Genomic DNA, 14,204 nt, shown 5'->3' with positions numbered 1-14,204 from the left:
TATGATTATCCGTTGATCATTCAGGACATAAACAAAAAAGGCTAGCAATTTAAATTGCTAGCCTTTTTTGTTTAAATTGATTCCGCGGCCTCGGCTGCCGCATCGACTTCTACACGTTCACCTTTTGTATTAATCAAAATTACATCATCTGAATTCTCCAGTGATACAGAAGCTACGCCATCACTAAAAGCTGTGGCCCCACTATAGATAAATGGAATAGCAGTTTTTCCCTGCCCATCTAAATAACCATATTTTCCATCTTTGCTCGCCAGGAAAAGAGTAGGCTCTTCTGTGATGGAAATGAAATCAAAGGCAGGGGCAGTGATTTTGTTTGTTTTTATTTCAGCCAGGTTGTACTTGTCGTTTTCGATACTGACGAAATGGGTCGAATTATTTTCAGATATATAGCTATAGGTTGCTGGAACTACTATTTTGCCCGCTTGGTTTAAAATACCATATTTATCTTTCATCTGAAATACCGCATAACCTCCATTGATAAATGATATCATTTCATAATTTGCTGCAATTAAAATTTTACCAGCTTTGTCCATGACCCCATATTTCTCGTTTAGTCCAAAAACTAGTTGTCCAAGTTGATCGTCATATCCCAAATAATCGTATTGAAACGGAATGATGGTTTTACCTGTTAAGTCAATGGCTCCATATTTTTCGTTTTTATATTGTACCACACTGAGGTCTCCCACAAATGGCGCAATGTATAGATATTGTGCAGGCACGATCGCTTTTTGTTCATTATCTTCCAGGCCCACAAGATTGGTTGCGGCGTCCTCAAATAAATAGAGGTTTTCGGCAATTTGATTGCTAGCAGTGGAATCTTCTTCTTCCTCATCAATGGAGGCTACCTGCTCATAATCTTCAGGAATGATAAAATCCTTTTCCTCCAATTGGCTATCTGCGACACTTTGAGCAATCATATTCATACCAAGAGGTGTTGTAAGCTGCAGTACCGCTCCGGGGACTTTTTTAAAGAGCTCAAATCCTTCCCAGTAGGTAGACGGTAATTTATCGCTATACCAAATGGACAAAGTGCCGTTTTCATCGTTATCTCCAGAAACAGGAATTTCGATCTGAGCTAGTTTGCATGGATAACCAGCAATTATTTTCGTCTGATTTGAAATGAGTTTGATTTCGTATGGACTGAGTTCATTTTCTTTTACAACGTATTTTGCCAGTCCTGGGTATAGAATAACTGATTGCTCTTCATTTTTTTTAACAAGGAAGACAGATTCTTCACTGTCTCCGGAAGTTGACACAACCTTTATTTTATCCTTATTAACGTAAGCTTCGTAGATAGAAACAGGAGTCTCTTGTGCGTCATCTGTTTGCTCAGTGGAATATACAATGGCATAGTTGATTTTAAATGCTTTGCTGATTTGTGCAAATGACAATGAACTCGTCGCCAGGATCGCCGCAAATGATAGGAATATTTTTTTCATCTTCTTAAACTTTGAATGGCAAATATCTTGATTCAAAATAAAGAGTTTTATCCCTGAAATCCGTTATTTATCGATCTTATAAGTAAATGATAACCGTAAGCTGATAATTAGTCGATAGCCAGCTGATATTTGAGCAATAGCCCTGGGAGCTGTTCCTGACAAAACTTGCTCTTTTTCATACGGTTGGATTCTGGATCTAGCTGGATATTGATTGACGAGCGAAAATCGCAGCCTTCAAGATTGCTTTGTATAAAGCGAGCATTTAAGAGATTGGTATTTTTAAAGATCGCCTGTTGCAGGTTAGCCTTTTCAAAATCTACATGCTGTAGCGAGCAATTTTCAAACAGGAATTTTTTCATATTTCTTTCAAAAAAAGAAGAATAATCCAAAATGGAATTGCTGAAATTGACATGAAATGAAAACGAACTGCAGTCATTAAATTGGACGCCTAAGATTTTACAGTGATTAAAAACAACATGATCCAATTGAGTGCCTTTTAAAATGACATTTGATAGGTTGCAGGCTTTGAATTCGCAATTTGTAAAGATTAAGTCGACGAGCGCAGCATTTTGGAAATCACATTGCTCGAAAGTGCATTTGTAGAATTCCCGAACCTGCCTCAGTTCATCTGTAAAAGTTTGTTTAGTGATTGTTTGTTCGACAAGTTCTTCCATTCGTTATCGTGGTATTGGCCTTTATTTATGCGAAAATACACAATTCCCTTGAATGATTTGATTTTATATTGATGTCTACACCTGTGTTATCGCACCGGCTTAAAATACCTGATTTCAGGGATAAAAAAGGTGAAATTTTACAATTATTTTTGACTTAGCCATACAACATAATCCTATAGTGTATTAAGGACTCCGCTAAAGCTTTTTAGAACTCTGGTAGGTTTTTATATAGGTTGTAAAAGGGCACCTTTTTAGTGTGCCCTTTACTTTTTTATTCGCTCAAATTTTAGTTGATTCCAACTAGTTGTTCTTCAGGTACTGGCGGAGAACGTATTGTAGAATGCCATCATTTTTAAAGTACTCTATTTCTATTGCAGAGTCAAGTCTTGCTTTCACCTGAAATGTGGTTATTTTTCCATTTTCATGAGTAGCGGTGACGGTTAGGAGTTTATGTGGTGTTAAATCCGTTGCGAGACCTGTGATGTTATAGACCTCTGTTCCGTCCAGCCCTAATTTCTCTGCATTTTCGTCATTGATAAATACAAGTGGAGCTACGCCCATACCGACGAGATTGCTACGGTGTATGCGTTCGAAGCTTTCTGCAATTACTGCACGCACACCAAGCAAGAACGTTCCTTTTGCTGCCCAATCTCTTGAAGAACCTGAGCCATATTCTTTTCCAGCCAATACGATGAGGGGCGTATGGTCTTTTCGGTATGCCATTGCGGTTTCATAGACCGTTTTAATCTCATTAGTTGGGAGGTAGCGGCTAAATCCCCCTTCACGATCCGTAATTTTGTTTTTAATACGCACATTTGCAAATGTGCCACGCATCATGACTTCATGGTTTCCACGTCTGGAACCATAGGAATTAAAATCTTCTTTATTGACCTCATGTGATTGGAGGTATTGTCCGGCAGCTGTATCTTCTTTGAATGAGCCGGCCGGAGAGATATGGTCAGTTGTGACTGAATCGCCTAAATAGAGTAGCACCCGTGCGCGTTGAATATCCTGAATAGGATCTGGTACAGCCTGTAGATTTTCAAAAAATGGCGATTCTTTGATGTATGTGGAGGTATTGTCCCATTGATAATTTTGATCAAGGTTCACTTCGAGCTCCTGCCAATCTGTTGATCCATCAAAAATCACATCGTAGACTTCCTGAAAATCAGATTGCTTGACACATTCATTAACAGTCCGAAGAATATCCTCCCGACTTGGCCAGATATCTTTCAGATAAACGGGTTGGCCGTTGGGATCATAATCGAGCGGTTCCTCAAGGAGGTTAATATCGACCCTTCCAACCAGTGCGTAGGCGACGACAAGCATCGGCGACATCAGGAAATTCATTTTTACCTGGGGATGCACACGTGCCTCAAAGTTTCGATTCCCGGAAAGCACCGAAGCAACGATCAATTCACCTTTTTCTACAGCTTCTGCAATTTGAGGTGGTAGGGGACCCGAATTGCCAATACAAGAGGTACAACCGTAGCCGACAGTATGAAAACGGAGTGCATCAAGGTCTGCACTGAGCCCCGATCTTTCTAGATATTGCGTAACGACTTTTGAACCGGGAGCTAAAGAGGTCTTTACCCAGGATTTCGTACGGAGCCCGCGCTCAATGGCATTGCGTGCCAATAAACCTGCACCGATCATGACGGTAGGATTTGAAGTATTAGTGCAGCTCGTAATCGCAGCAATAGCAATGCTTCCGTCGCTCACAATATATTCCTTGTGATTGTGTTTGATCCGAACAGCATGAATAGACTCCTGAATGACTTCATGCGGTGAATTGTGCTCAACAGGTACTTTACCAAAGGTAAATTCTGTACCAGAACCTCCATCGGCGAGCCAGGCAGACTCCGAACGTTGTAGAACAGGAACATATTGGCGATGATGTTCACTGTCTAAGAGTTGCGAAAACTTATTGTTCAAATCTTTAACGAGTATTTTATCTTGTGGCCGCTTGGGACCAGAGACTGTAGGCTCTAAACTGGACAAATCAAATTCAACGAGTGAAGAGTATTGAATTTCCTCTCTGCCTGTACGCCAGAGTAAATTACTCTTACAATAATCTTCAACAATTTTAATTTGTTCTACACTTCTATTGGTGCTATGCATGTATTCCAGTGTGCGGTCATCAATCGGAAAATAGGTCACGGTACAGCCAAATTCTGGGGACATATTTGATATTGTCGCACGGTCGGTTACAGACAAAGTATCTAACCCTTCTCCAAATACTTCTACAAATTTGCCAACAACGCCTTTATCACGGAGTATTTTCGTGATTGAAAGTACCATATCCGTTGCAGTGCATATATCGGGTATTTTGCCGGTGAGCTTAAGGCCGATTACTTCTGGACAGGTGAAGAAAATAGGCTGTCCAAGCATAGCAGCTTCCGCTTCGATACCGCCAACTCCCCAGCCCAATACACCAATGCCATTGACCATTGGAGTATGAGAGTCTGTGCCAACCAGCGTGTCCGGAAAAAGCCAGTTGTCACGCTCAATTACACCTTTTGCCAAATATTCCAAGTTTACCTGATGGCAAATACCCATCCCAGGAGGGACAACGGTAAAGTTTTTCAATCCTTTTTGCGCCCATTTAAGGAGTTCATAACGTTCACGGTTGCGTTCATATTCCAAAGCGACATTTTTATCATAAGAATATTCAGTTCCAAAGTAATCTACCTGAACGGAGTGGTCAATCACTAGATCTACAGGGATGGCAGGATTTATTTTCTGTCCATCCTTGCCGTGACGGATAAATTCCGCACGTAAAGATGCCATATCGACAACAGCAGGCACTCCTGTAAAATCTTGCATTAAAATCCGGGCCGGCTTGAAGGGGATATCTTTGTCTACAGGCTGAGGCGACCAGTTGATCAGCGTGTTAACATGCTCATCCGTGATACTGAATCCATCGTGATTGCGTAAAACATTCTCCAATAATATTCGGATGCTAAAGGGTAAGTGACTGATACTGCCTTCAGGAAGGTCCTTAATGGAATTATAATGATAAACTTTTCCGTTAATTTCAATTTCTCGTATTGATTTCTCTTTGCTCATATTCATTTACTTATTTTCATAGTATATAATATACATACCGCTAAATTTGTTTGTAATATCTTTTACACATACGTCTTTATCTTTTGTATCCAAGCTCGAATTTAGGTTGGCAATGATGTAAAGAAAAAGCATTAAATCATGTATTTTGATTTGGTTGAAGCAATCAAATGAAGTTATTGGCGTTATATAGAAGTTTATAGCTAAAAATCGTTCTATATGGGTAAAAGAAGTAAGTATTGGATTCTTTTGTTGATGAGTTTATTGTTTTGTATGCCCTATCTTGGGCAAGCGAAGAAAGTGATTGTTTCAGATAGGGTGGGTGACACTTGGGTCGAACGATATGATCTTAGTTTTAGGGACAGTCAAAATAACATCGTGAGTCTAAACCAGCTTAAGGGTAAAGTGGTGATCATTAATCTATGGGCAACATGGTGTCCCCCTTGCCTGGCAGAAATGCCCTCATTGGATCAGTTGTATAAGGACTTTAGCGGCAACAATAAAATTGTTTTTCTGTCTGTTGATATTGATGGAAATCTTAAGGCTTCGGGCAAATTTTTAGCCAAACGTAAATATAGCTTACCATTGTATCAATTGAATTCAGCATTACCAAATGCACTGAATACCAAAAGTATACCGACAACAATTATATTGGATAAAGCTGGTAAGCTAGTCAATAAGCATGTAGGCGGTATGAATTTCGGGTCGCAGAAATTCCGAAAATCACTACTGGAATTGAGTAGGGAATAGATTTTACGCATAGTGAGGATAGCAAGATAATGGAAGATAATTTATGTTTCATTTAGCATTTCCGGCATTTTCTTGCTAATTTTGCATGCTAATTGTATAAGGAGAAATTATCTATGCCCGTCAAACTTCCTAATAACCTTCCTGCCATTGAGCTGTTGAAAAAGGAAAATATATTTGTCATGAGCGATTTAAGAGCAAATGAGCAAGATATTAGACCACTACGTGTGTTAGTACTTAACTTAATGCCCCTTAAAATTACGACTGAGACAGATTTTATCCGTTTGCTCTCTAATAACCCTTTGCAGGTGGAAATGGAGTTTTTACGACTTGAAACACACGTATCAAAGAATACGCCAGAGGAGCATTTGGAAATGTTTTATAAGAGCCTGACTGAGGTAAAGGAAAACTTCTACGATGGTATGATCATTACAGGTGCTCCGGTTGAAATGGTCGCTTTTGAAGAGGTGACTTATTGGAATGAAATCCAGACGATCTTTGATTGGGCGAGAACGCATGTAACCTCCAGTTTGTATATCTGCTGGGCTTCCCAAGCAGCATTATATCACTTTTATGGCGTAGAGAAGAAGCCTTTGGAGGAAAAGCTTTTTGGTGTATTCAAACACACAGCTTTGGATAAAAGACATCCTTTATTCCGCGGATTTGATGATGAATTCTTTATTCCCCATAGTCGTCATACCACTGTTGAAAAAGATGATCTCTTGGCCAAGGATGGTTTGGAAATTCTCTCAGAATCTCCCGAAGCAGGTATTGCCATTGCTTCATCCCGTGGCGGGCGGGAGTTTTATTTGACTGGACATTCAGAATATGCACCTTTTACACTAGACGAAGAATATAAAAGAGATTTGGAAAAAGCCCAGCCGATTTCCATGCCTGTAAATTATTATGTGGATGATAATCCTGACAATCGTCCTTTGGTTCGCTGGACAAGCCATGCAAATTTGTTGTTCAATAATTGGCTGAATTATTTTGTGTACCAGGAAACGCCTTTTGACCTCAAAGATGTTATTCATCTTGGGGAAATCAAACAAGGATAATTACTTTTATTCAAACAAAACTATTCAAAAAAGCATTCTATTTATATTGAAGTGAATTGATATGAAAAAGACTGCTTTGTTTTGTTTCGCTGTGTTTTCAGTATTTTTGCTGAATGGCCAGGTTCCTATTGAAGAAAATCAAAAACTCAAAGAAGCGAATGGAACTTTATGGTATGCTAATCCGTGGATATGGGTTGCGGGAGTTGCACTGTTTTTACTGATTTTTATTCTTGTTTTGCGTAAATCTACACGAAATAAGACACAAACCTAATATAGCGTATCATTTTAGTTGCAGTATGAACCTTATTTGTTGCATCGACAATAGAATAAGTTTTGTTAAGTTTGTGTATAGCACAAACAAACTAAAATTGTATATGAAAAAAAACATACTCCTAGCAGCCCTGCTGGCCTGTGGTTCATTGACAAGTCATGCGCAAAACAATGCAATCAATGTAAGTTACATGGATAAAAGTGTGCGCCCCCAAGATGACTTTTATAATTTTGTAAATGGACAGTGGATGAAGACAGTGAAAATCCCTTCGGATAAGGCGCGTTGGGGATCATTCGACGAGCTCCGCGAAAATACAGATATTGCTACGTTAAAGGTTTTACAAGAGTCGCTTTCTGGCCAGTTTCAGAAAGGAACAGACAATCAGAAGATCGGTGATTTGTATAAATCATTCGTAGACATGAAAACGCGTAATAAGCTTGGTTTGGAACCTGTTAAGCCATATCTTCATAAAATCGCTGCGATTAAAAATTTTGATGATTTATATAGATATCTTGTCGAAGTGGCACCTATTGGAGGAAATCCTTTTTTCAGTGGTTATGTTTACGCCCATCTTAAGAATTCAGATGTCAATACCGTGTATTTAGGTGGAGGAAGTCTTGGGTTGGGAAGATCCTATTATCAGGTAAAAGACAAGAAGAATGAAGAGACCTTAAATGATTATGCAAATTATATTTCTGCACTTTATTCTTTGTCTGGACAGCGAACAAAGGATTTAAAGGGGCCAAAGATTGTTGCTTTCGAGAAACAATTGGCTACAAATCTTAAAACTGTAGAGCAGTCAAGGGATGCAAATGGCCGATATAATCCGGTAGCGGTAGTTGATCTAAAAAAGATGGTAAAGAATATAGATATTGCTAAATATCTAAAGGATGTCGGTTTTAAAGCAGATACGGTTATTGTACCGGAAATAAAATACTATGAAAATCTAGACAAAATTTTCAATCCTGAGAATCTATCCGTGATCAAGGATATTCTGGCTTTTCATATTTTAAATAATGCGGCTTCCTATACAACACAAGAATTGAATGACCTATATTTTGATTTTTGGGGTCGCAAGTTAAAAGGGCAGAAGGAACAGCGTGCATTAGATAAGCGCGGAGTGGAGTTTGTTAATTCTATAGCAGGTGAGTTGTTGGGGAAATTATATGTAAAAGAAAATTTTCCACCAAAGGCGAAGGCTGATGCGGAGGAGCTTGTAAGCTATCTCGTCAAAGCTTTTGGTCAGCATATCAACGGTCTAACTTGGATGTCTGATGACACGAAAGTAAAAGCACTGGAAAAATTGGCGAAGTTTAAAGTTAAAATTGGTTATCCGGATAAGTGGAAGGACTACAGCAAACTTGAAGTTGGCACATCACTGTATGAAAATGTATTAGCTTCGAGTAAGTGGGCATTTTTTCAAAATTTGGCAAAACAAGATAAACCCGTGGATAAGTCTGAATGGGGAATGACACCACAGACAGTAAATGCATATTATAGCCCCTTGTTTAATGAAATTGTCTTTCCCGCGGCTATTCTTCAGCCTCCATTCTATGATTACAAAGCAGATGCTGCAGTTAATTTCGGTGGTATAGGTGCCGTAATTGGTCATGAACTTTCGCATGGATTTGATGACCAAGGTGCAAAATATGACGGAAATGGAAATCTGAACAATTGGTGGACAGATAGTGATAAAGCAAAATTTGAAGCAGCAGCTGATGCCTTGGTTCGTCAATTTGAATCCTATGAACCAGTACCAGGTGTCTTTGTGAACGGTCGTTTTACGCTAGGTGAAAACATAGGCGATTTAGGAGGTTCATCAGTCGCTTTTGATGCCTTACAACTTTATTTAAAAGACAAGGGAAATCCTGGACTAATTGATGGTTTTACGCAGGATCAGCGATTCTTCCTTTCATGGGCGACTATTTGGCGAACAAAAACCACGGATGAGTTTGTTGTCAATCAAGTGAAAACTGATCCACATTCTCCGGCACAGTATCGCGCTTTTGCTCCAATCATAAATCTGGATGCTTTCCATAAAGCCTGGGATACGAAGAATGGAGATAAAATGTTTGTTCCAGTAGATAAACGTATTAAAATTTGGTAATTTGTAAGTTAAATTAAATCAAAAAGGGCGTATCCCATCTTGAGATACGCCCTTTTCATTGATTAATTTTAAGCTATTTCATCCATTTTAAGACCAGGTAAAAGCCAACAGCAGTAGCGGATAGGGTTAAGGCTGTCGCCCACCATAATGTTGTAAAACCAAAAGAGTCAACAATACTGGTACCCAAAAGCGGCGAGAAAATATTGGCCGCTGAAAAAGCCAGTGAGTTAAATCCCATGTATGCACCCTGTGTTTTGGGAGTTGAGCGGTTGACAGAAACAGTTGCCATAAATGGTAGGGTCAACATCTCGCCGAGGCCAAAAATAAAAAATGTAAAATAGAGCCAACTGAGTCCGCCATTAAAATTCAACATGGCATAAGAGGCAGCGCATAAAAACGTACCGAAGACAAGTGTACTGATGAGGGAAAATCTCTTTTCGGCGATATGTACGACAAACATCTCCAACAGAACAATAACGAAGCCACTCCAGCCAAGGAGAAATCCAATCTGATGATCGTCCAAGTGATGTACTTCACGGTAAAATAGCGGCAAGGTTGTGATGAGTTGAAAGAAACAAAATGAGAAGATACAACAAAAGATATTGAATAATACAAATGGAATATCGGTATAGGGATTGCGTGCTTTTTGTGCTAAATCTTCATGAATATTAATTTCTTTCTTTGATTTAATGTCGCTTCTTTTTTGTCGCTTATGGAAAAAGACAAAGAAAATTATTGCAGCACAAAGAACGGCAAATGAATTCCCGTAAAATATCCAATTAAATGAAATAGTCGCTAAAAATCCCGCTGCTGCCGGACCAATTGAAAACCCAAGATTGATGGCTAAACGATTCAAAGAAAAAGCTCGGGTAATATTTTCGGGTTTTGCATAACTCGCCACGGATACCGAGTTTGCAGGTCTAAAGGCATCAAAAATCAAGCTCAATGTGAAAATCATGATAGACAAAGACTGCACTTCTTTAAAATGAGGGATCAATAGAAACAATGGGGCTGCCAGAATAAGGCTTCCAAACTGAACCTTGAAGCTACCAATTTTGTCAGTTAGCCAGCCACCAATATAGGAGCCACAGACCGATCCAAATCCATAACTCATCAAAACAACTCCGATCTGTTTGATGTCAAAATGGAGAACTTGGGTCATATAGAGTCCAAGAAAGGGGATGACCATACTTCCCATTCTATTGATCAGCATGACAACGGCTAGTAGCCAAGCAGCTTGTGAGAGCCCTTTAAAGGAGTCTAGGTATATAGATACAATTCTTTTCATTTAATCGTTATCAGCTTATATCGGTTGTATGATCCGTCTAGATCATATCTTTTCTCTAGTTTTAGTAAAAAAAATGCCAAATTGATCGATCAATTTGGCATTTATTAATAGTGTATAATATTATGCCAACTGAGTTTCTGCAATTGCGGGGTTGACCTGATACGTACTCGCTACCATTTGTTTCTTTGCGGATCCAGGCTCCATAATGAAGTCAATCCGTCCGAGATTAATCCCCGCAAAACCGACTTGGTTCACAACAGTTTTTGTCCCTTTTAAATTTGTAACCAATGTTGGTTCATTTAAGAAGGTGTGGGTATGCCCACCAATAATCAGATCAATGTCAGAGGTTTTCGCCGCTAGAATAAGATCGGAGACTTTGTCGTTTTCGTATTGATAGCCTAAATGCGATAGACAGATGACCAGATCACATTTGTGCTTTTCCTTCAATATCCGCACCACTTTGTTGGACACTTCAATAGGATCCAAATATTTCATTCCCTTAAAATTATTTGGATCCACCAATCCTTCAATATCTACTCCCAATCCAAATACGCCAATTTTAATTCCGCCTTTATTGAATAGGGTATAGTCTTGTGTCTTTCCTTCCAATACGGTTCCTTTAAAGTCGTAATTGGCTGTTAAAAATGGAAATTTGGCATGATCGAGATATTTTACAAGACCTGCTAGACCGTTATCAAATTCATGGTTCCCAAAGGTTCCCGCATCATAACCTAATTTTGTCATGAGGTCGAGTTCAAGCTTTCCACCAAATAGATTAAAGTAGGGGGTGCCTTGAAACATATCGCCTGCATCTAATAACAGGAGATGTTCTTCCTCTTGGCGAATCTTATTGATCAGTGTGCTTCGACGGGCAACACCACCTAATCCCTGGTATTTACCGCCATCCATTGGAAACGGCTCAATACGGCTATGGACGTCGTTGGTGTGCAAAATTGTTAGTTTTATCTTTTTGCTTTTAGCATCAACTTGAAAAGGTAGGGAGCCTAAAGCAACTGCAGCGGAAAATCCACCAACTTGCTTGATAAATGATCTTCGATTAATTGATTTTAATTCTTCCATCTAGTTCTGCATTTACTTTTTTACCTTCCTTCGTTAATTCGCTTACATATTCAATTAATCCTTCGCGCATGCGTTGCGGATAATTGGCTCGAGATACTGGTTGTGTCAATAAGGTGAGGTTATCTCCTCCATTGGCAAGGTAATCGTAGGTCACGAGTTTATACAATTTATTGTCATCAACAGGTTGATCTTTAATTTTAATATCCTGTACCTTGTTGCCTGTAATCTTCAATTTCATTCCAGCAATAGGCTGACCATGTGTGGTTGCGATATAGTCGGCGAGCTGGCGGATTTGACTACCTTTAAGTTCAAGGATGGTCAATGTATTTTCGAAGGGCATCACCTCGAAGATGTGTCCCACAGTAATATCACCTGCTTTAAGATCATTGCGAATTCCACCTTTTGTTGCAAATGCTAGATCTGCGGGGTTATGCGCATGATGTTCGCTCATCCACAACAAAGCTTCACAAAAAAAGTTGCCCATTAGTGTCTCTGCTGTTTTCTCTTTCGTCAACGCTTTGTCCGCATGGCCAATCACACGATTCATTTCCGCTTCCATTTTGTGTTTAAAGGGTTCGTAGATTGATACGACAGCAGGATCAGCTTGCATATCGCTATTGATATGATATTGCTGGAAATCTTTCTGCGTTGGATGAAGTTGTTTCGTACAACCTGTGACCATCAAAAGCGAAGCGACTCCAAGCGTACCAATAAAGGCAATTTGCTTCGATATATTCATTCTTTTTAATTTAACCAAATACTACGCAAAGTTAGCCAATTATATATGAACAAATCTTATCCAATGATAGCTAATTTTTAAAAACAACAAAAGCTTAACATCAATTGCACGTTAAGCTTTGTCCATATAATTAGAAAAATAACAACCTAGTGAACGAATTCCGTCTCGGGAATATCATTTATTTCCATTTGGCTATTCGATTTCCTCAAATCATCAGCGATATTCTCCTGTTGGAGGATTTTTTTACTCTTTCCACGCGACGACAACTTTGTGCGATAGGCTTTCCAGTTCATTAATAATACCGAAAATAGAATAACAGCTAAGCCAACAATCTGCAAGGAGGTTACAGCATGCGAAGTGAAGAAATGACTTAAAATAAGTGCAATAATTGGATTCACATACGCATACGTACTTACTTCCATTGCCGGACGAACTTGCAATAACCAAATATAAGAACTGAAGGCAAGAATTGAACCAAATGTGATTAGATATCCCAGGTTGAACCAATCAACAGGGGCGACACTGCTTAGTGTAAATGACGCATATTCACCAGTGAAAACGGCTGTGATATTGAAAAGTATGCCTGCTGTCACCATTTGCCAAGCAGTCTTGACCATGACATGCAAATCCTCTTTTTCTTCTTTTTCAGATTTTTTGAAATATTTAGAAATTAACGACCCTACAGTCCAAGCGATAGAACCTAACACTAAAATAGATAGCGCAATAACTTTAAGAGTACCATCTGTCTTGTCATTAGTAGCCATAATCTGTTCAGCGAATAACATCACGACACCCAAGAAACCCAGTGCTACACCAGCGACCGTACTAATGCTACTAAAGTTTTCTTTCCATTTGGGTTTGTCCAGTAGAATAAACCAGATTGCTGCAGCTGCGGCAATGATAGCGGCCACACCACCGGATACATATTGTTCGGCCCAGATCACGCCAGCCATATCAACGAAGAGCAATAAAAACCCAACGATTGCTGCTTCCTGAATGGAACGCTTGTTAAATAATTTATAACCTTTTATAGCGCAGTACGTCATTAAGATTGCACTGGCTGCCACAAATCTAAACGAACCCAAAATAAATGGGGGAAAACTATGTAATGCTTTTTCTATAAAGAAAAAGGTGGAACCCCACACCACATAAATAATGAAATAGGCTACAACAACCATTAATGGGTTTGCTACCTTTTTTTGTTCTTGCAACATGATTAAACCTCCTTTCTATTATTCAGGTATGACAACTTGCTGATCTTCCTTTACCGTTTGAAGTACAATTGTTGTTCGCGTCGAAATAATGCCTTCGACCTTACTTAATGTATTGCGCATCAGATCCACCAATCCGGTTGAATCCGCTGTTCTTACTTTAATAAGATAACCATCGTCACCCGCAATATCATGTACTTCCTGTACCTCTGGGATTTCGGCAAGTGCTAACCCTACACCTTGTTCGCCAATTATATCATTGGCTTTTATGAAAATAAACGATAAAAGTTTTTGATCCACAGCAGCAGGATTGATCTTGGCACTATACTTTAAAATTACATCTTTCTGCTCAAGCTTCTTTACACGCTCAAGAATTGCAGATGGCGCCATACCTAATTCCCGCGCGATATCAGCATTGTTGATACGGCCATTATCCTGCATCAAACGCAAGATTTTATAATCGACCTGGTCTAAATTATATTCTACTTTTGTCATTTCGACTGCAA

At 39.2% G+C, this 14,204-nt stretch carries 12 protein-coding genes; 4 read left to right on the top strand and 8 right to left on the bottom strand.

The features are described from left to right. Positions 1–71: 71 nt before the first annotated feature. The 3 genes from B3C94_RS16880 to acnA all read right to left on the bottom strand — a co-directional run bounded on the left by B3C94_RS16880 (position 72) and on the right by acnA (position 5,200). Entirely contained in the window at positions 72–1,457 is a 1,386-nt protein-coding gene (locus B3C94_RS16880; RefSeq protein ID WP_293905757.1) for a WG repeat-containing protein, read from the bottom strand. Positions 1,458–1,564: 107 nt separating this feature from the next. Continuing rightward, positions 1,565–2,131 carry a pentapeptide repeat-containing protein gene (locus B3C94_RS16875; protein WP_293905755.1) on the bottom strand — a complete coding sequence of 189 codons (567 nt, stop codon included), beginning with the start codon at positions 2,129–2,131 and terminating at the stop codon, positions 1,565–1,567. Positions 2,132–2,431: 300 nt separating this feature from the next. Beyond that, the gene (acnA, locus tag B3C94_RS16870; protein ID WP_293905752.1) at positions 2,432–5,200 is read right to left on the bottom strand and encodes an aconitate hydratase AcnA; all 2,769 of its coding nucleotides are present in this window, start codon (positions 5,198–5,200) and stop codon (positions 2,432–2,434) included. Positions 5,201–5,416: 216 nt separating this feature from the next. Here acnA and B3C94_RS16865 point away from each other — a divergent pair, with 216 nt between their 5' ends. The 4 genes from B3C94_RS16865 to B3C94_RS16850 all read left to right on the top strand — a co-directional run bounded on the left by B3C94_RS16865 (position 5,417) and on the right by B3C94_RS16850 (position 9,380). After that, positions 5,417–5,947, top strand: a complete 531-nt coding sequence (locus B3C94_RS16865) for a TlpA family protein disulfide reductase (RefSeq protein ID WP_293905750.1) — start codon at positions 5,417–5,419, stop codon at positions 5,945–5,947. Between the two features lie 113 nt (positions 5,948–6,060). Then, on the top strand, positions 6,061–7,002 hold the full coding sequence (gene metA / locus B3C94_RS16860; RefSeq protein WP_293905748.1) for a homoserine O-acetyltransferase MetA: 942 nt from the start codon (positions 6,061–6,063) through the stop codon (positions 7,000–7,002). Positions 7,003–7,063: 61 nt separating this feature from the next. Further along, positions 7,064–7,273, top strand: coding sequence for a hypothetical protein (locus B3C94_RS16855; protein ID WP_293905746.1), 210 nt, complete (start codon positions 7,064–7,066; stop codon positions 7,271–7,273). Between the two features lie 103 nt (positions 7,274–7,376). After that, entirely contained in the window at positions 7,377–9,380 is a 2,004-nt protein-coding gene (locus B3C94_RS16850) for a M13 family metallopeptidase (protein WP_293905744.1), read from the top strand. Between the two features lie 73 nt (positions 9,381–9,453). Here the strand turns inward: B3C94_RS16850 and B3C94_RS16845 are convergent, their stop codons facing one another. The 5 genes from B3C94_RS16845 to B3C94_RS16825 form a co-directional block, all read right to left on the bottom strand. Further along, positions 9,454–10,668 carry an MFS transporter gene (locus B3C94_RS16845; protein ID WP_293905742.1) on the bottom strand — a complete coding sequence of 405 codons (1,215 nt, stop codon included), beginning with the start codon at positions 10,666–10,668 and terminating at the stop codon, positions 9,454–9,456. Positions 10,669–10,788: 120 nt separating this feature from the next. Continuing rightward, the gene (locus B3C94_RS16840) at positions 10,789–11,748 is read right to left on the bottom strand and encodes a bifunctional metallophosphatase/5'-nucleotidase (RefSeq protein ID WP_293905739.1); all 960 of its coding nucleotides are present in this window, start codon (positions 11,746–11,748) and stop codon (positions 10,789–10,791) included. After that, positions 11,726–12,487 (bottom strand): 5'-nucleotidase C-terminal domain-containing protein, encoded by a 762-nt coding sequence (locus B3C94_RS16835; protein ID WP_293905736.1) that lies wholly within the window; start codon positions 12,485–12,487, stop codon positions 11,726–11,728. The genes B3C94_RS16840 and B3C94_RS16835 overlap by 23 nt, the downstream gene beginning before the upstream one ends. 146 nt (positions 12,488–12,633) lie before the next feature. After that, positions 12,634–13,701, bottom strand: coding sequence for an EamA family transporter (locus B3C94_RS16830; protein ID WP_293905733.1), 1,068 nt, complete (start codon positions 13,699–13,701; stop codon positions 12,634–12,636). Positions 13,702–13,719: 18 nt separating this feature from the next. After that, positions 13,720–14,193 (bottom strand): Lrp/AsnC family transcriptional regulator, encoded by a 474-nt coding sequence (locus B3C94_RS16825; RefSeq protein WP_046673335.1) that lies wholly within the window; start codon positions 14,191–14,193, stop codon positions 13,720–13,722. Positions 14,194–14,204: the final 11 nt, after the last annotated feature.

It is taken from the genome of Sphingobacterium sp. UBA5670, assembly GCF_002420705.1.
Classification (GTDB): domain Bacteria; phylum Bacteroidota; class Bacteroidia; order Sphingobacteriales; family Sphingobacteriaceae; genus Sphingobacterium.
Note: the sequence above shows the minus strand (reverse complement) of the source record. Positions and strands in the feature narration are given on the sequence as shown.